General features: G+C 50.8%; 16 protein-coding genes. 10 read left to right on the top strand and 6 right to left on the bottom strand.

Annotated elements, in window-relative coordinates; translation table 11 throughout:
* Positions 1-59: 59 nt before the first annotated feature.
* A complete protein-coding gene (locus tag GS398_RS17755) occupies positions 60-2198 on the bottom strand; it encodes a S9 family peptidase (protein ID WP_160908154.1) in 2139 nt (712 codons plus the stop codon).
* 149 nt (positions 2199-2347) lie between these two features.
* Here GS398_RS17755 and GS398_RS17750 point away from each other — a divergent pair, with 149 nt between their 5' ends.
* From GS398_RS17750 to GS398_RS17735, 4 genes are read left to right on the top strand one after another with little or no spacing between them, the layout of a single operon-like run.
* Positions 2348-3271, top strand: a complete 924-nt coding sequence (locus tag GS398_RS17750) for a DUF58 domain-containing protein (protein WP_160908153.1) — start codon at positions 2348-2350, stop codon at positions 3269-3271.
* 43 nt (positions 3272-3314) lie between these two features.
* Entirely contained in the window at positions 3315-4193 is an 879-nt protein-coding gene (locus GS398_RS17745; RefSeq protein WP_160908152.1) for a cell division protein FtsX, read from the top strand.
* A 1-nt stretch (position 4194) separates the two neighbouring features.
* A complete protein-coding gene (locus tag GS398_RS17740; protein WP_160908151.1) occupies positions 4195-4419 on the top strand; it encodes a DUF3098 domain-containing protein in 225 nt (74 codons plus the stop codon).
* 2 nt (positions 4420-4421) lie between these two features.
* Entirely contained in the window at positions 4422-5216 is a 795-nt protein-coding gene (locus GS398_RS17735; protein WP_160908150.1) for an undecaprenyl-diphosphate phosphatase, read from the top strand.
* Positions 5217-5237: 21 nt separating this feature from the next.
* Here the strand turns inward: GS398_RS17735 and GS398_RS17730 are convergent, their stop codons facing one another.
* Positions 5238-7658, bottom strand: a complete 2421-nt coding sequence (locus GS398_RS17730) for a hypothetical protein (protein WP_160908149.1) — start codon at positions 7656-7658, stop codon at positions 5238-5240.
* Between the two features lie 57 nt (positions 7659-7715).
* Between GS398_RS17730 and truB the strand changes: the two genes are divergently transcribed.
* Positions 7716-8432, top strand: coding sequence for a tRNA pseudouridine(55) synthase TruB (gene truB, locus GS398_RS17725; RefSeq protein WP_160908148.1), 717 nt, complete (start codon positions 7716-7718; stop codon positions 8430-8432).
* A gap of 16 nt (positions 8433-8448) precedes the next feature.
* On the top strand, positions 8449-9399 hold the full coding sequence (locus GS398_RS17720) for a bifunctional riboflavin kinase/FAD synthetase (RefSeq protein ID WP_160908147.1): 951 nt from the start codon (positions 8449-8451) through the stop codon (positions 9397-9399).
* Here GS398_RS17720 and GS398_RS17715 read toward each other — a convergent pair.
* The 4 genes from GS398_RS17715 to GS398_RS17700 all read right to left on the bottom strand — a co-directional run bounded on the left by GS398_RS17715 (position 9375) and on the right by GS398_RS17700 (position 15424).
* The gene (locus GS398_RS17715; RefSeq protein WP_160908146.1) at positions 9375-9848 is read right to left on the bottom strand and encodes a DUF6265 family protein; all 474 of its coding nucleotides are present in this window, start codon (positions 9846-9848) and stop codon (positions 9375-9377) included. The two genes, GS398_RS17720 and GS398_RS17715, sit on opposite strands and share 25 nt — an antisense overlap.
* Positions 9849-9940: 92 nt before the next feature.
* The gene (locus GS398_RS17710) at positions 9941-10321 is read right to left on the bottom strand and encodes a hypothetical protein (protein ID WP_160908145.1); all 381 of its coding nucleotides are present in this window, start codon (positions 10319-10321) and stop codon (positions 9941-9943) included.
* A gap of 41 nt (positions 10322-10362) precedes the next feature.
* Complete coding sequence (locus tag GS398_RS17705) at positions 10363-12825, bottom strand: DUF5686 and carboxypeptidase regulatory-like domain-containing protein (RefSeq protein ID WP_160908144.1); 2463 nt, start codon at positions 12823-12825, stop codon at positions 10363-10365.
* A 142-nt stretch (positions 12826-12967) separates the two neighbouring features.
* Positions 12968-15424 carry a DUF5686 and carboxypeptidase regulatory-like domain-containing protein gene (locus tag GS398_RS17700; RefSeq protein ID WP_160908143.1) on the bottom strand — a complete coding sequence of 819 codons (2457 nt, stop codon included), beginning with the start codon at positions 15422-15424 and terminating at the stop codon, positions 12968-12970.
* A 119-nt stretch (positions 15425-15543) separates the two neighbouring features.
* Here GS398_RS17700 and kbl point away from each other — a divergent pair, with 119 nt between their 5' ends.
* From kbl to GS398_RS17680, 4 genes are read left to right on the top strand one after another with little or no spacing between them, the layout of a single operon-like run.
* On the top strand, positions 15544-16734 hold the full coding sequence (gene kbl, locus GS398_RS17695; protein WP_160908142.1) for a glycine C-acetyltransferase: 1191 nt from the start codon (positions 15544-15546) through the stop codon (positions 16732-16734).
* A gap of 2 nt (positions 16735-16736) precedes the next feature.
* Complete coding sequence (gene pheS / locus GS398_RS17690; protein WP_160908141.1) at positions 16737-17768, top strand: phenylalanine--tRNA ligase subunit alpha; 1032 nt, start codon at positions 16737-16739, stop codon at positions 17766-17768.
* Between the two features lie 19 nt (positions 17769-17787).
* Positions 17788-18225 (top strand): Rieske (2Fe-2S) protein, encoded by a 438-nt coding sequence (locus tag GS398_RS17685; RefSeq protein WP_160908140.1) that lies wholly within the window; start codon positions 17788-17790, stop codon positions 18223-18225.
* A gap of 1 nt (position 18226) precedes the next feature.
* Positions 18227-18808: a TetR/AcrR family transcriptional regulator gene (locus GS398_RS17680; RefSeq protein WP_160908139.1), complete on the top strand. Its 582-nt coding sequence runs from the start codon at positions 18227-18229 to the stop codon at positions 18806-18808.
* Positions 18809-18879: the final 71 nt, after the last annotated feature.

The following is an 18879-nucleotide window of genomic DNA, read 5'->3' as shown; positions in this document are numbered from 1 at the left end:
CGTCATAACAAACGCCTGCGCGGTTAACCCGACAGGCGTTTGTTATGTAATCAGTACCGTTATTTCCAGTAAGCGATATAATCCTGGGGAACCGGTTTTTCCAGGAGATATTTGTAAATAAAGCGAGTGGTTTCCTGTGCAGATTGTCTTGCTTTTGAGCCACCGATGCCATGACGCTGGCCCGGGTAGATCATCATCTCGAAATCCTTATTGAGATCCTGGAGGCGGTCGATCAGCTGAATGCTGTTCTGCATATGTACGTTGTCGTCCATATTTCCATGAACGATGCGGAGCACTCCTTTTAGTTTTTCTGCATAAGTAACCGGGGAGGTGACGTTGTAACCCTCGGCGTTGTCCTGTGGCGTATCCATGTAACGTTCGGTATAATGGGTGTCGTACAGGTTCCAGTTGGTTGGCGACGACACCGCAATTCCGTGCGTAAACACGTCTGCGCCATAAGTAAGTGCCATGGCTGTCATATAACCCCCGAAGCTACCGCCGGTGATGCCCACTTTCTGCTCATTTACATAGCCTTTGCTCTCCAGGAACCTGATAGCGTCCATGTAATCTTCGATCTCATATTTGCCAAGGATCCGGTAAATGTAATTCATACCGGTTTTGCCGAGGTGACCCGCGCTCCGGTTGTCGATGTTTACCTGGATAATGCCTTCTTTGGCCCACCACCAGGTCTGCCCGGTAGGGCTCGACCAGCGATCATATACCTGCCCGGCATCCGGACCGCCGTAAATGGAGGTCCATACAGGGTATTTTTTTGAAGGATCGAAGTTAAGCGGGTAGGTAACTTTCATAGGCAGCTGGAGGCCGTCACGTGTGGTATAGTACACGAGCTCGGTTTTAGGCAGGTTATAGTTTTCGAACTGGGGGCCTTTCGAGTCACCGAGTTCGCGCACCAGCTTTCCGTTGGTATCGTATAGAGCCGAACGGTTAGGAGTTTGCAGGTTGGAGTAAGTGGTAACGAAATAGCTTCCGCCGGGGGAAAGGCTTACCTGGTGATCGAAGTTGCCGAACGTAAGACGCTTTGGCTCGCCGCCTTTAAGGCTCACTTTATAGAGGTCTATACGGGTCGACGCTTCTTTGCGTGCGGTGAAAAAGATCTCCTGGTTTTTTTCGTCAACGCGCAGCAGGTTTGAAACGCGCCAGTTCCCGGAGGTAAGCTGTTTCTTTAATTTCCCGGTCAGGTCATAATAATAGTAATGTCCCCAGCCGCTTTTGTCGCTTTGCAGGATAAAGCCCTGCCCGTTTTTGAGAAAATACATATTGTCGAACCAGTCTATCCAGGTTTTCTGTTTTTCTTCATAGATCACACTTTTCTGTCCGGTTTCCGGGCTCACGGAATAGATCACCAGGTTGTTCTGGTCGCGGTTCATCCATTGCACCCAAAGGGATTTGTTGTCGGCCATCCAGAACGGGGTGCCAAAGTACTGGTCTGTTTTCGGGTCGAAATCGGTCCACACTACTTGCGCGTTCCCGGTAGCTACGATTCCTACTTTCACTTCCGGGTTGCGGTCGCCGGGTTTCGGGTAGCGGGTCCTTTCCAGGTATCCGTGCTGCCCGGTAGCGCCGTAGATGGGGAACATGGGCACTTTCGAATCGTCGAAGTGCATGAAAGCGAGGTGTTTACTGTCAGGGCTCCACCAGAAAGCCTTGTAGCGCGTGGCACGGCCGAGGATCTCTTCGTAGTATACCCAGGACGCCCATCCGCTATAAATCACGTCAGTTCCGTCGCTGGTATAGCGTGTTTCTTTGCCGCTGGCGATATCTGCCGAGTAAAAATCGTTGTTGCGGGTAAATGCCACCTGTGTGCCGTCCGGTGAAAGCGTGGGATTTTTTTCCTCGGCGGTGTCTTTTGTCACCTGTGTTTCTTTGCCGTTGAGGTCGCGGTAAAAGATGTCTTTATTGCGCACCGAAACGCTTGCCTGGTTTACCTGTACCGGTGTGGAGGGAACTGCTTCGCCGGTTTTTACGTCCACGGTATAAGGCGTTCCCTGGAAACCGCCGCGATTCTCAATATAGTGGGTATCGTCTGCCCAGGAACGAACGGCGGGCAGCGGGTTCACGATGCCTTGTACCGGCCGGCCGAAAACATCGGCGAACACCGGGTCCTTTTTCTGCTGTCCAAAGGCTGTAACCGAAAGTCCGCTGAGAAGCGCGGCTGTCGTAAGTTTATAAAAGTTCATACGCTGAATGACATTTGAAAGATCGAAGCTATGGAATTACGGATTGGAGTATTGTAATTAGTTTATTACGTAGGGATGCGTTTGAAGCTGCCTTCAACTTACAACCTTAAACTCCGGGCAATTTTACAAGTTATTACTAACTTAGTACGATGACGCAAGAGTTAAGTACGTACAAGGAACTCCAGGATTTTGGTAACCTCGAGTTGCTGGCACAGCAGGTGGTAGAGGGGTTTATCACGGGCCTGCATAAAAGTCCTTTCCACGGATTCTCGGTAGAGTTTGCTGAACACCGGTTATATAACAACGGCGACTCGATCCGCAATATCGACTGGAAATTATTTGCGCGTACCGACAGGCTGTTTGTAAAACGGTTTGAAGAGGAGACCAATCTTCGCTGTCAGCTGGTACTCGATGTATCATCGTCTATGTACTACCCCGGGAAGGAAATGAACAAGCTGTTGTTCTCGGTATATTCCGCCGCTTCGCTGATGTATCTTTTCAAAAAACAGCGGGACGCCTTCGGGCTTAGCTGTTTTTCTGACCATGTGGAGCTTTCTACCCCGGCCAAGTCTACGGCTGTGCACCAGAAATATTTGTTCGCCGAGCTGGAGCGTCTCCTGGCACGGGAAAGCCGCGGAACAAAAACCTCCGTCGCCTCGGCGCTGCACGAGATTGCCGAGCAGGTGCACAAACGGTCGCTGATCATTATTTTTAGCGATATGCTGGAAACAGCAGGCTCGAAATCCGAGCTCGCGGAGATTTTTGAAGCCCTGCAGCACCTTAAGTATAATAAACATGAGGTGGTGATCTTTAACGTGCTGGAGCACCGAAGCGAGCTGGACTTCGCGTTCGATAACCGCCCCTACCATTTCATTGACCTGGAAAGCGGTGATGAGCTGAAAGTGAATCCCAGCCAGGTAAAAGCTTCCTATCTCGAAGCGATCCGTGGCTTTCACAAAGAGCTGCAGCTAAAGTGCGCCCAATACCGGATCGATTTTGTGGATGCCGACATGAACGCCGGATTTTACCAGGTGCTGAAAGCATACCTGATCAAACGGGAAAAAATGAATTGATTTAGGATTTATTCCTTAATTTCGCCTGTCAAGCCCGCTAACTATGGAAGAATTTGAGGACAGCACCTCGGCAAAAAAGACGAAAACGATCTATATTTCTACGGTGATCAGTATCTCGCTGGTATTGCTGATGCTTGGATTGCTCGGTTTGATCCTGGTACATGCCCGCGGTCTTTCCAATTATGTGAAAGAAAATATTGTGCTGAACATCATCGTGAACGACGGTGCCCGTGAAGTGGATATCCAGGCGCTGAAACGGCAGATCGATGCAAATCCGTATGTGCTTAAAACACAATATGTTAGTAAAGAACTTGCCGCTCATAACCTTACCCGCGACCTGGGAGAGGACTTCGTGGAGTTCCTTGGATATAACCCGTTGCTTTCCTCTATCGATGTGTACATGAAGGCTGATTATGCCAACAACGCCAGCATCGAAACTTTTAGCAGCCAGCTGGAGAAGAATCAGCTGGTGAAAGAGGTGATCTACCAGAAATCGCTGATCGACACGGTGAACCAGAATGTAAGGCTCATCGGCCTGGTGATCCTGGCATTTGCCATTATTCTTACTGTTATCGCCATCGCGTTAATTAATAATACCATCCGGCTCGCTATTTATTCACAGCGTTTTTTAATCAAAAGTATGCAGTTGGTAGGCGCTACGCGGAACTTTATCCGTAACCCGTTCCTCGGGTATGGCATTCTGCACGGGTTGCTTGCCGGTCTTATTTCCATCATCCTGCTGATGGGGATCCTTTACCTCGCGCAGCAGCAGGTGCCTGAATTGGTGATACTCCGCAATTGGTTCGAGTTTGGTGTGGTGTTCCTTGGTGTGATCGTAGCCGGGATCCTGATCTCTGGATTAAGCACCTATTTCGCGGTCAGCAAATATTTAAGTCTAAAAATTCATAATCTTTACAGATAATATGGCACAGAAAAAAAATGCACCTGCAACAGAAACCAAACAGGTTGAGTTCGTTTTTGGTAAAACAAATTACCGGCTCATGCTGCTCTGCATTGGTGTTGTTTTGTTGGGCTTTATCCTGATGACGGGCACCACCGATATTTATAGTTTCCGTAAAATCGTGCTGGCCCCGATCGTAGTGCTTGCCGGCTTCGCCATCGGTTTTGTAGCTATTCTCCGCAAGTAGGCATGACTACAGCACAAGCAATCGTCCTGGCCGTCATCGAGGGCCTGACGGAGTTTTTGCCGGTATCGTCTACCGGGCACATGATCCTCGGTTCTGCCCTAATGGGGATTGGCTCCGAAGAATTCGTAAAATTGTACATCGTGGCCATCCAGTTAGGTGCGATTCTTTCGGTGGTGGTGCTTTACTTCCAGCGTTTTTTCCAATCGTTCCAGTTTTATTTTAAGCTGCTGGTGGCATTTGTTCCGGCGGTGGTGTTGGGGGTGCTGTTAAGCGATAAGATCGATCAGCTGCTCGAAAATGCCATGGGTGTCGCCATCGCGCTGCTGGTAGGCGGGGTGATCCTGCTATTTACCGACAAATGGTTTAAAAATTCGGGAACCGGATCGACCGACGAAGTGACTTACCTCCAGGCTCTTAAGATAGGATTGTTCCAATGCCTCGCGATGATCCCCGGCACTTCCCGCTCCGCGGCGAGTATTGTAGGCGGTATGACCCAGGGCCTTACCCGGAAAGCGGCAGCCGAGTTCTCGTTCTTTCTTGCTGTACCCACCATGTTCGGTGCAACAGCTAAAAAGCTGTACGATTTTTACAAAGACGGTTACCCGCTCACCGGCGAGGAGATCAAGCTCCTGGCTATCGGCAACGTCGTGGCTTTTTTAGTAGCGATCCTTGCGATCAGGTCGTTTATCACCTTCCTGCAAAAGAAAGGCTTTGTAGCTTTCGGATGGTACCGGATCGTAGTAGGGGTGATCATCCTGGCGATCCTGTTATCAGGACGGTCTTTGCAGGTGATTTGAGCGGTAGTGCCGGTTAACTCTTTATTTCGGTTTCGTGACGGTGAAAGCCTGTTCACCAAATACCACATCGTTACTGGTAAGGCCCTGGACGACAACTTTAAACCTCCCCGTGATATCGCTGGTATAGAACTGTGCTGATGCGGTTCCGTCTTCGTTGAGCAGCAGGCCGTGTTTCCAGAAGATCGTAGAAAAATATTCTGGTTGCGAAGGGCTGAGTTCCGAATAGTCAGAGCCATAAAACTCTTTGTTCAGGTAAATCCCGGTGGCCCTGATCACGTGGTCGTCTTTTTTCGCGCTATTTACACAGCCGGAATAAACGACCCTGGCGCCGTTTGACAGGTAGATCCTTCCTTCCACAGGTTCCTTGTTTCCATACGCCCCGTTATGATTGGGGCAGTTTAGAATATTGTACATGCATACATAATCTCCGCAGGCATTTACCCCGAACCCGCGGGTCCCGAAGAGGTTATCGTCTTTTTTCGAGGTCAGGCTGATCTCCTTCATCATAATGGTGCGTTCGTTCCGGTTAATGAGCAGGGATCCGGTGGTGTTGATCGCCGCGGCCGCCACATCCGGGGCATCCTGTTCCCGGGCAAGCCGGGCGCTCACGGGCAAGTATGGATCGTTCAACCTGACGTCGTAACCTGCATATTGCTTTTCATTTACCGAGATGAGCAGCTTTTTATCAGGGGCAAGAATTAGGTCGCGGATGGCGGGCAAAAAAGTCCCTGTTTTGTCGGTTTGAAGCAGGGAAAATGCAGAGTCGCGTAAAAGGCTTACGGCGACAGGTTTCTTCAGCGGCTTTTTGAAATAAGTAACCGACCCGGTAAATTGCAGTGACTGATAGTTAACCGGCTGCGCCGGCTTGCCGGCCATCGCTTCCTGCCAGCTATATTTGCGCCAGCCCTTTACCAGTAGGATATTCTCGATGTATCCTTTGTTCCGGGCCCATTCGCCCATCGGGTCGGCCGGCAGATTTCCAAGCAGGCGGACCAGGTAAGCATAAGTTTCGATATCAGTCACGTTTCCCGTTTCCAGCCGGTTTTCCTGCACACAAGCTATAGAAACTATCCCCCGCAGCGGTTTTCCCGCGGCGTCTTTTAGCAAGAGGGATAGCGTTACCTTTTCGCGCGGTTTGTACTCAGGCTTATCGGTGGTAGCAGTCAGCGCTTCCCGTTGGTTATAGTGCGCAAAAATGAGCCGTTCGCCGCGAGGGCGATCCTCCTCGTCGAAAATGGTGAGCGCGGCAAGACCGCGGGGCAGCCCATCAAGCGCGATCTTGAAACTGGCGCGATATCCTCCTGCCGGGATCGGTTTCGAAATAAATACTTCATTGAAATTATGAAGCACTAACCGGCCGCCTTTTTCAATATTCCTGACGGTGACTTTCAGCGTGTCGTCGACCACGCTGCGGTTGGCGGATATCGCCGGGCTCCTGTCTATGGCAAGGGGCAGCGGCCAATCCTTCCCGGCCAGGTTGTGTTCAAATGGACGGATAAAATAAGTGCTTCCTTTTACGGGAGTAAGCAGGAACTTGCCAATTCCGAGGCTGCTGGTAAAGATCGTGTCGGCCGGTGCGCCGTCGCAAAATAATACCCCCGTTAGCTGAACGGGTATCCCGCCGGGCCTTTTGGCTTCCCAGCCCACTATACAAGGCGTTGCATCAATGAGATATCCGCCTTCGGGATAAAACCTGAGCGTTGTTTCTGCCGGGGCGACGGGCAGCCTGACACTCAGGCCCTGTTTGTCCTTTTGCCACGATACCGTTAATCGCAAGGTGTTGTTTAGTGCGGTAACATCTTTTATGGGAATATGAACAAGGTATTCGCCTCTTTCGTTGGTGCGGGCTTTGACCGTTTCTCCTGGTGTAACGTTGTAAGATAACGCCGCATTTTTTAATAACATCTTGTCTTTGGTAAAGCCCTCGAACAGCACCTTGTAAAATCCGTCGGCGGCTACGGTATCTAACAGCTTTAGGGAGGCCTGGAACGGCGGCTCGGTGGTAGTTTTCAGCGTGATGGGCTGGGTAAACGCGCTTTGGGGAATTCCGTTGACCACGTGGTTGGTAAATGCGTTAAAGTGGTACCTGCCCGCAGGCAGCGAATCGGGGACCGAAAGGTCGCCAAAGGCGAGACCATTAAACACCAGGAACTCGCGCTTAAGCACTACGGTACGATCGGCATCGCTCACCAGCGAAACAGATAACGTATGGGTGGTGTCCGTAGCAGGACGGTTAAGCAGGTACGCGGTAAACCAGGCCGTTTCATTGGCGGTGTACACGTTCTTGTCGAAATGTAAAAACAAGGCGGGCGAGGAGTTACCCGCATGGTAATCACTCAGTTTGCGCACCACGGAATCTGTAAAAAGGTCCTGGGCGTGCACGGTAACGGAGAAGCACAGGTAAAGTAATACGCAAACCAGCAGGCAGGGCAATGTCCTCATGCAGTAAATATACCAATTCGGATTTTAGGCTATCAAAATCCCGGTTATCTTTGCACCTTGACAACTACTAAATTTAAAACTTTCCACTTTGCGGAAGGAGAGGTGCTGCTGATCAATAAGCCGTACCGCTGGACAAGCTTCGATGTAGTGGGAAAGATCCGCAACGCATTTAAACCGCTGAAGCTGAAAGTGGGTCACGCAGGTACGCTCGATCCGCTTGCTACAGGGCTGCTGGTGATCTGCACGGGCAAGCTCACTAAAAAGATAGACACGTTCCAGGCACAGGATAAGACGTATACCGGTACCATGGTCCTTGGCGCTACCACGCCTTCATACGACCTGGAGACCGCGCCGGAAGGGCAGTTTGACATCTCTGCGCTTACCGAAGCGCAGGTTCGCGAAAATTGTGCCCGGTTTATCGGCGATACCGAGCAATATCCCCCCGCACATTCGGCCGTTAAAATTAACGGGGAGCGCCTGTATGAAAAAGCCCGCAGGGGTGAGGAAGTGGAGCTGAGGCTGCGCAAAGTGCATATTTCAACGTTTTCGATCACGCGTGTTGCGTTGCCCGAGGTCGACTTCGAGGTGACATGCAGCAAGGGGACCTATATCCGGTCGCTCGTGCACGATTTCGGTAAAGCCCTGGACAACGGCGCCTATCTTTCGGCTTTGCGCCGCACCAAAAGCGGGGGGCTGGATGTTGCCGGCGCCTTCGAAGTAATGGAGCTGGTAACGCACATCCGGGAACTGAAAGAAGCTGGTGAATTAATTTAGCCTCGTTAACAGCACCATGAAGATCTATCACGATATTAAAGAGTTCAGCCCCGTAAAGAATGCGGTGGTAACCATCGGGACTTTTGACGGGGTACATATCGGCCACCAGAAGATCATCGACCGGCTAAAGGAAGTGGCGAGACAGATTGATGGCGAGACCGTGATCCTTACTTTTTTCCCGCATCCGCGAATGATCCTGCATCCCGAAGATCAAAGCCTGAAGATGCTGACCACCATCTCCGAAAAGTCGGAGCTGCTCGCGCAATTTGGCATCGATCACCTGGTCATCACGCCCTTTACCAGGGATTTCTCCAACTTATCGCCCCGCGAATATGTAAAGCAGGTGCTGGTGCAGCAGATCGGCACGCGCCGGATCGTGATCGGCTATGACCATCGCTTCGGCAAGGACCGCAGCGGCGGATTTACCGACCTGCTCTGTTTTGGCCCGGAATACGGTTTTGAAGTGGAGGAGATCCCCGAGCAGGACATTAATGACGTGGCGGTTTCGTCGACGCGGATCCGCAACGCGCTGTTCTCCGGGAAGGTAGACGCTGCACGCGATTTTCTCGGGTATCCCTTCCACCTCACCGGTAAGGTGATAAAAGGCGACCGGCTTGGAAGAACCCTGGGCTACCCTACGGCCAATCTTTTTGTGGCCGAATCATATAAGCTGATTCCCGGCGACGGCATTTATGCGGTAGAAGCAGCCATTCCTGCCAGCGGCGAACACCCGGCTGTCACTTACCGGGGCATGGGCTACATCGGCAACCGGCCTACCATTAACGGGATGACGCGGAACATCGAGGTCAACCTTTTTGATTTTAACAGTGACATTTACGGGCAAACCATCCGGGTATATTTCCATAAATTCATCCGGGAGGACCGGAAATTTGAAGGACTGGAAGGCCTGATCCTTCAACTGGACGAGGATAAGACCGCCGCTCAGGATTTCTTCTCGAACAGATAGTCAACAGACTTCCCGCCGCCGGAGATCACCGCTTTTACGGTATTGCCGGTGCGGCCATACCAGATCTTTTTGGGGAATTCGTTTGCGTCATTCTCGCAAGTGAAACTATCTTCTTTGATCTCGGTGAGCTTAAACAATACCGGTGCTTTGTTTTCGGGAACATCGGCCGAATAGTAGATGCCGCCGTCCCTCACCACCAGCTTCAGTTTTTCTACATATACGGTATCGGCGCCGCGCATAGTGATACCGAAGCCCCGGATCTCGGTGTCGGATACTTTAAACCATCTTTCGTGTCCCGAGCGTCCGGGTTTTGCATTGGTGCGGTTCCAGGTGCCGGTAATCCATTCGAGTTTTTTAAAATCGGCCGCCAGTTGTTTGGGGGCTTGTGCGTGGGAGGAGGAGGCCAGTGTGCAAAGGAGTATGAAAGCTCCGGCGATTAGTTTTTTCATGTTGTTTTTATTGCGAAAATAACCAGCATAGCGGTCGCTGTATTGTACAAATCCGAACGGGTTTACCGGCAGCGGCCCACTGAAATAAATGACTATTTCCTGGTATACACACGGCTTGGGTCGCGGTCGGTGGAATCGAAGATCAGCTCGTTGCCGGCAAGTTTAAAGATCTTAAAATAAAAGTCGCGGGTTTTCCCGCCGGTCAATCGCTGTGTAACGAGGATCTTATCACCGGAGGGCTTAAACGTGCCTTTTAATATGGTATCGCCGCCCCAGACCATCACCAGCGAGTTATTTTCGTTAAACTGTACATACGGCTTTTGCATTTCAATCTCCCGGGTGGTGGTGCTGTCGGGGTTCCAGTTTAGGCTCTGGATCCGTGTATAGTTCCACTTTCCGTAAAGTTTTGCAGGGGTAACGGAGGTCCCGCATGCCACGCAAAGCGATAGCGCGGGGATCAGCAGTAAGTTCATTGATTTCATCCCGCAAAAATAGCGATCAGTATGCCGGCATGCTAAAACGCGTAAACAATTCTGAATCCTTTGTCGGTTTGCCTATTCCCCTGCCAGGCGCCGCCATAAAGCACACGCATACCGAGGTACTCTAGCCCGGCATAAAACTCCCGGTAATTCTTGTAGCCCGGGGTGGTCAGGTAGTTGCCGCCTACGATCTCCTGCAGGTGCAGTTTACGGATCAGCGGAAGCTTATTTACAAACAGTCCGCCGAAATTATGCTCGAGATGCCCCTCCAGGTATTGCTTGGAGGTACTGGGCAAATAATAGTTCAGGTACAGGAAACGGTTTACGGCAGGCTGGTAACGCAGCGCCTGGTTCCCTGCAAAATGGCGGTAATCGGTATAAAAAAGCTTGTTATTGTTCAGGAATTTACCGGCGCCGGCGTAAAATGAGAATTTGCCGTAAAGGCCGAGCCCTACGTCAGATTTGGTAATGTCGGCAAACAGCAGGTCGTAGTCTACATCCGATCCGAAGACCCCTTCTATACCTTTCACATAACTCAACCCAAGGCGCGGATATTTTGACGGAATATAGTACCTGCCGGAAGGGTAGGTGACATATTTCTTACTGAATTCGTAAGTCACCCGCATGTTTAGCGTAAACGACTGGTTGTCGGGGAACAGCGGCACATCCGCCTGTGGCGAGAAAGGGTTATTGGAGGTAAACGACCTGTTTTTGAGATCGCGGATGAGGTAATCAGCATGGTTTACCTGTGCTTCCCGGTTCGCCCATTCGGCCTGCAGGCTCAGGAGCAGGCCCCCCGCAACGCGACGCGACGTGGTTACGGTGGCAAAATCTTTCCGGTACAGTTTTAAGAAGTTCCGCTCGTAGAACAAAGAGTTTACCGTGTTCCCGAGGGTGGAAATGGTGCCCCTCGGGTTCAGATCGGCCATGGTGCTGCCTGCGGCGAAACTAACAGGCATTTTCCGGAACGGCAGGGTGCCCGATAAAGAGCCCATAAACTGTTCGCTCGCAAAGCCATAGCGCGCAGTTGCGTTCAGGAACACGTAGCGGTTGGTGGCAGAATCGATCTGTTTGCGGTAACTGACCGTGTAGTTACCGCCAAACCCCTCAACCGTGTTGTAAAATGCCGATCCCAGGAGGGAACTGTAGGTAATGTATTCCCTTTTCGCGCGGTTGCGGTGCGTATACCCGGAGGTAAAGATGAATGGCACCAGCTTAAATTTATTGTTAACCTTGTCAAGCGAATCCAGGTAAGGTTTCGAAGCCCGTTTCTCGGCCAGGGCGCCTTTTTTGCTGTAATCTTCGATCTCTTCCGCGGTAAGCGGGATAGGGCGTGCTTCCTTCCAGTAGGCGGAATCCTTCTTGTTCACGTCCTTGGTCACCTTCATTACTTCCCGGAACATGTTTTTATCGAGTGTGGGTTCGATCTCGTAATCGCGGAATACGGCGGTGTAATATCCGCCGAAGCGAAACCCGAACATCCCGCCAACAAAGTCGAACCTAACGGTAGACGGCATCCAGGTCTTTCCCCGGGCGGGGAAGAATTGCTGGTTCACTTTAACGGTATCCACAAAATTGATGTTGGCATCTTTCGTGAGATAGAGCTCCGCGCTGTAAATACGCCAGGTATCTTCCATGATGTAAATATTACCCGCAAAAGCAGGATCGGCCTTGTGCCTGGGGATCACCTGGATCTTATTTACCAGTTCCCCGTTTTCCATGGTGGTGCCGAGAAACTTGTAGTTATAATAGCTTAACGCATTGTCGGCGATGGGCGATATGAGCGGACGATTGGTAAGCCCCTGCCAGTCCTGGAGATTTTCGTAGAAGTTTACATCCAGGTCCGATGCCCTGTTGAAGCTGAATGACCGGTTGCTGCCGGAAACTTTCGAAGAGATCATTTCCTCGTGGCGCTGGTTAGGCGGCTTTACCGTGTACCTGGACTCAGATTCCGACAGGTACAGGATCCCGCGCCTGTTGGAGTCGAGACCGATCTGCTGCCCAAGTTTATCGATGTCTTTGCCCAGGAAGCGCCTGGGCGCGGCAAGCATTTTTTGCAGGCCTTTAATGTATACTTCGCAGCTATAGCTTTCTACCTCGTGCAGGTAAGATTTCCGTTTACTGATGGCGTTTCGGATGATCTCGTAGGCGGGGTCCGGTCCGCCGGCTTTAATGGCGATATCCCCCAATTGGTAAACCTGTGCTTTAAGCACTACGTTCAGCTGCTGATCTGCCTTGAGCTCGATGGTTCGTGTTTCCTGTGTGTATCCCACCGATTTAAACACCAGGGTGATCTTTCCTGCCGGAAACTTCAGGAAATACTGTCCGTCGCTGTTAGCGGAAGTTCCTTTGGTGGTTCCCTGCTGGTATACGCTGGCGAAGGGCACGGGTGCGCCGTCCTGGTCGGTGATGGTGCCCTTAATCACAAATCCCTGCGGGAAAACGTCGCCGGAAAAGATAAACAGCGATAAAAAAGCAATGATAAAGGAACGTATCATGATAAGAGGTTGGCTATTTGAACAAAGATATTCTTTTGACTAAAGGGTAGACGTTAAAAATAGTTAAAGGGTTGTATGCCGGGCTACGTATTACGTAATTCGTTCACGTTCAGTATAATTAGCGTAATAGGTTGTACGTTTTCTACTTCCTCCTGAGCCGGTAGCTCAGTTTAAACCCATTGTACACCTTCCTGTCGTGGTTGAAAGCCAGCGAGTAATCGATCCTGAATATCAGCCGTTGTAATCCAAAGAACAGTTCTGAGTAAGTCTGGTTGGCCGGCTGGTCGAGGTAGCCGCCCCCGATGATCTCGTCGAGTCGCAGCTTGCGGATCAGCGGGATCTTGTTTACGATAAAACCGCCGAGGTTATGCTCATAATGCGCCTCAAAGAACTGCCGGCTGGCGCTGAACTGGTACAGGTCGAGGAAGTGGAAGTTTCGTAAGCTGCTCTCGAAGATCAGTGAATTGTTACCGCGAAAATGATGCAGGTCCGGGTAATACAGCTGCCGGTTATTGAGGAACCTGCCTACTTTTACGGTGTACGAGGATTTTCCTAACAAGCCCAGTTTCAGCTCGTTCTGGTAGATCTCGAAAGAGGCAAAATCGAAGTCGACATCAGAACCCAGGATGTTGTTGAACCCTTTGCGGTAAGTGACCACGAAACGGGGGTATTTAAACGGCTCGTAAAATTTCCCCTCCGGGCGTGTCACATACCGGGCGGCGGGTGCATAATCCAGCTCGGCCATAAATGTAACGGCATCGTGCCGTGGAAAGAGTTCCGTATTCTCATCCGGGGTAAACGGGTTGTTAGAGCTGAAGTGCTTGTTCTTGCGGTCGATAATGCGGTACGTCGAGGTGTTTAACATCGGGAAGCGCTGGCTGTACTCGAGCGTGGAGGTGCCGAACAGCCCGGGTGCGGCTTCATAACTGCCGTTGAAGGTAACCATTCTCTTTTCATAGAACTTCCGGAAATTGGTTTCGTAGATCAGCGTATTAATGGAGTTGGTAACGCTCACAGACGATCGCAGGTTGCTGATATCCAATACTTCTGCCCCCAGCTTCATGCTCAGGAAGCCGAGGTTCACGGGGTCATAATAATATCGTGCTTCTACGCTCGGGTTAAAATGCCTGTTCGAAAGGCCGTAACGAAGCCGGGTAGTAACGTTGAGCGAATTCTTAAGGTTGTATTCTTTTTTAAAGGATGCCTGGTAGTAATAGCCAAAACCTTCTACGGTATTGTAAAAGATCCCGGGGAGCACCGGCGAGAAATTATACTCCGTATGATGTACCGTGCTGGTTTTGGTGTAACCGAATGCGGCAAGCTTCAGGAAGGTAAGCTTGTTGCTTTCGGCATCTACCGAATCTTTGTACCGTCGCGACGACATGATCTTCTCTACGCTGTCTTTCACCACATAATCCAGCGTCTCTTCCCGCGTAAGCGGAACGGGACGTTTATCAGCCCAGTACCCCTCATCTTTTTGCCGTACGTCCGTTACGATCTTGAGGATCTCGCCATTAAACAATTTATCTGATAAATTGGCATTGATCAGGTAGTTGCTGTAAATTCCCAGGAAGTAACCTTCAAACGAAAATCCCAAAACCTTTCCCTTAAAGCTCAGCTGCAGCGACGAAGGCATCCACACATCGCCGGTAACCGGTATAAATTGCTGGTTAAGGGTAAGCGTATCTACGAAATTAATGTTGGCGGTACGGGTGAGGCGCAGGTCGACGCTTTGCAGCCGCCACGTGCCGTTGGCGATATACAGCGTGCCCTGGAATACCGGGTCGTGTGCGCGTCGCGGGATCACCTGGATCTTGTAAATGGTTTCGCCGTCTTCCACGCTGGTACCCAAAAGTTTGTATTTGTAGTAGGAGAACGCAAAATCCGCCAGGGGCGATACGAAGCCGCGAATGGCAAGTTCATCCATCTGCACCAGGTTCTGGTAGAAGTTCACGTACAGGTCCGTCGCTTTATTAAAGCTCAGCGATTCGTTCTTGCCGGAGATCTTGCTCGCGGTCATCACCTCCCGGAAACGGTCGGGATGTTTATAATAGAGTTTCGATTCCGATTCCGAAAGGTACAGCAAGCCGCGGCGCGACGAATCGAGGTTGAGCACGGCGGCGACATCCTCCCCGAGAAATTTCTTCGGAGCATGCACCAGCTTTTGTACGCCTTTTATATAAACGTCGGTGGAGTAGGACTTAACCTCGTTCAGGCGGGTTTTGCGAAGGTTGATGGCTCTTCGCATGATCCCTACGGCAGGGTCTTGCGCCGACCCGAGTACGATCGTATCCAGTTTGAAAAATTCCTGCACCATGTTTACGTTCAGTTCGGTATCATGCTGCAGCTCCACGCGTATCAACTGGGTTTTATAACCGATGAAGCGGAAGGCGAGCTCGTAAGTGCCTTTGTCGAGCGTATACTGGTAAAATCCCTCGTCGTTGGCGGCCGTTCCTTTCGTGGTGTTATGTATCGCGATAGATCCGAAAGGCAGCGGTTTGCCGTTTTCGTCCATCACCCGGCCGGAAACAGTCACTTTTTGCGCCATGCAGGTTCCGCCGTACAACAGTAAAACGAAAATGAACAGGTATTGCCTCATCAGGGTAGGATAATCGCTTATTGAAGGAAAAGGTTTTATTAATCAGGCGTTAAACGGTCAATTTAACAATGTATTTTATAATTTTACGCGTTTCACGAAAAAGCACAACGCCTAAAGATATGTACGATACACTAAAGCCGGTTTTGGAAGAAGAACTTGCTGAAATTGAAAAAGCAGGATTATATAAGCGGGAAAGGGTGATCACCTCGCCGCAAGGTGCGACCATTACCGTTCAGGGCGGAGCTGAAGTGATCAATTTCTGCGCGAATAACTACCTCGGGCTTTCTTCTCACCCGGCGGTGATCGCCGCCGCGAAGGAAGCGATAGACAGTCACGGTTATGGCATGTCGTCCGTGCGTTTTATCTGCGGGACGCAGGATATCCACAAGGAGCTCGAAAAGCAACTGTCGCTGTTTCTGGGAACGGAAGACACGATATTGTATGCCGCTGCGTTCGATGCAAACGGCGGCGTTTTCGAGCCGCTGTTTAACGACCAGGACGCCATCATTTCCGATGAGCTGAACCATGCCTCGATCATTGATGGCGTGCGCCTGTGTAAAGCGCAGCGGTTCAGGTACCTGCACAATGACATGGCATCGCTCGAAGAGCAGCTGACCGCCAGCAAGCATTTGCGTCACCGGGTCATCGTTACCGACGGGGCGTTTTCTATGGATGGCACCATCGCACAGCTGGATAAGATCTGCGACCTGGCCGATAAGTACCAAGCCCTGGTGATGATCGACGAATCGCATTGCTCCGGTTTTATGGGACGTACGGGCAGGGGTACCCACGAGCATTGCGGCGTGACGGACCGGATCGACATCATTACCGGGACGCTTGGAAAGGCGCTGGGCGGCGCATCGGGCGGATTCACCTCGGGTAAGAAGGAGATCATCGATATGCTCCGCCAGCGGTCGCGCCCTTACCTGTTTTCCAATACGCTTGCGCCGTCGATCACCGGCGCATCCATCGCCGTGTTAAAAATGCTGAGCGAAACCACGCAGCTGCGGGATAAGCTGGAACAAAATACCACGTTCTTCAGAACAAAAATGACCGAAGCCGGATTCGATATTAAACCCGGTGTGCATCCCATCGTACCGGTGATGTTATATGACGCGCGCCTGGCGCAGGATTTTGCCGCCAAAATGCTGGAAGAAGGTATTTACGTGATCGGGTTTTACTACCCCGTGGTGCCCAGGGGGAAAGCAAGGATCAGGGTACAGCTTTCCGCGGCCCATGAGCAGGAGCACCTGGAGAAAGCGGTGACCGCATTTATTAAAGTCGGAAAAGAGCTGGGAGTTATAAAATAGTGATGATACAAGAAAAGATCAATCAATATACCGAAGAGATCAACGTTTTCCCGGGCGGGGATGCCGCCGCCGTGGAGGCCTTCCGCATCAAATATTTAGGCACCAGAGGCCTGATCAAGGATCTTTTTGATGAGTTTAAATCGGCTACGCCGGAAGAGAAACGCAGCCTGGGAAAGGTACTCAACGAGTTTAAAAAATTGGCCGAGGAGAAGTACCAGGCGGTAAAAGAACGGTCGGAGACCGGTGGCCCTGCACAAACGGATCTGCCTGACCTTACCCTCCCCGGCGAAAGCCTGGTGGAAGGGGCCCGCCACCCGCTGCAGCTTGTGCGTAAGGAGATCGTCGAAATTTTTAAGAAACTCGGCTTTACCGTTGCGGAAGGGCCGGAGATAGAGGACGACTGGCATAACTTTACCGCGTTGAATTTCCCGCTGGAACACCCGGCCAGGGATATGCAGGATACGTTCTTTATCCGTAAAGGCGGGAACGACATCGCGCTGCGCACGCATACATCTTCTGTACAGGTACGCATGATGGAAAGCGGTAAACCGCCGTTCCGTGCCATTATGCCGGGCAGGGTATACCGTAATGAAGCGATCTCGGCCCGTGCGCATTGTTTTTTCCACCAGGTGGAGGGATTATATGTCGACGAAAACGTTTCGTTTGCCGACCTTAAGCAAACATTATATTATTTTGTGCAGGAGTTGTATGGCGAGGGAACAAAAGTGCGCTTCAGGCCGTCATATTTTCCTTTTACCGAACCTTCTGCCGAAATGGATGTTTCCTGCAGTATCTGCAAAGGCGCCGGGTGCCAGATGTGTAAATACAGCGGTTGGGTGGAGATACTTGGCTGTGGCATGGTAGATCCCAACGTGCTCGAAAATTGCGGCATAGACAGCAACGTATATACCGGTTTCGCATTTGGAATGGGCATCGAGAGGATCACCAACCTGAAATACGAGATCCGTGACCTCAGGCTTTTTTCTGAGAACGACGTCAGGTTCCTGAAACAGTTCGGAACGGAGATCGTGTAAATAATTGAATGATAAGGGCATGGGCGTAAAGTATCTGGCGATCAACGTGAAACGGGTAATGATGTTGATGGTGCTAAGCAGCCTGTCGGTTGCCGCATGTACCGGCGATAAAGAAGGCCAGGTACCCAATGTGCCGGTTAACTACCGGATCCCGCTGCAGCAATTCCAGGTCCAGAACAAGAACGGGGTGCTGCTGGTAAACGGTCATGGCGTCGCGGGGTTGATCATTATTCATAAAGTGGGCGATTCCTATGCCGTATACGATCGTTGCAGCACCGTGAACCCATTGAAGAAGTGTGCGCTTACGGTCGACGATTCCGGCCTCGAGGCCACCGATCCATGCAGCGGAGCGAAGTTTTCGTTATATGACGGTACGCCCACCAAGGCTCCAGGGAAACGGTCGTTAAGAGCGTATACGGTGTTTATTAACAATGCAGAACTAGTGGTTTCAAATTAGCATGGAAGTTGAAAAAATAAAGGAAGCCATTAAACGTGCATCGCAGGACCTGTTCCGCAAATACGGTTATCACAAAACCAGTGTTAACCAGATCGCAAAAAAAGCCAAGATCGCTAAAGCCACTATTTACAAGTATTTTGATAGTAAAGAAGTGCTGCTGCATACGATCCTGATGGATTATATCCGGGTAAGCGTCGACGAACTTATTCACAGCGTGCCCGAAGAATCAGGCGAAGAACAATATTTAAGCAGCCTGATCCTTAAGACCAGCCGCATTTCGTATACCATTTGCAACGAATTTATCGGCTGGGAGTTCATCCGCGAATCCGCTAATGCGCAGGAATTTCTCAAGATCCTTTCAGACGACCTGGAGAAGCTCCTGATCCGTTCATTCACCGATATTCACCTGTCGCAGTCAGATCAAACTTTCCCGGCAAGACTGGGTTTCCTGATCAAGGCCAGTAAAAGCATCATCTTTTCGTTCGCGTTTATTTCGGTAAGCGACTCGGATGTGCGCAAGAACTTCGTTTCCTTCCAGAAAGAACTCTTACCTTACCTGGTGAAAGCGGCATTAAAACCCTGACGTTGATGATGAGCACACGCTTTTTTTATAAAAAACTTGTTATTCTGACGACAATCCCGTTGCTTTGCTGA

Source organism: Hufsiella ginkgonis (genome assembly GCF_009834915.1).
GTDB lineage: Bacteria > Bacteroidota > Bacteroidia > Sphingobacteriales > Sphingobacteriaceae > Hufsiella > Hufsiella ginkgonis.
This window is presented reverse-complemented; position numbering and strand designations above follow the sequence as displayed.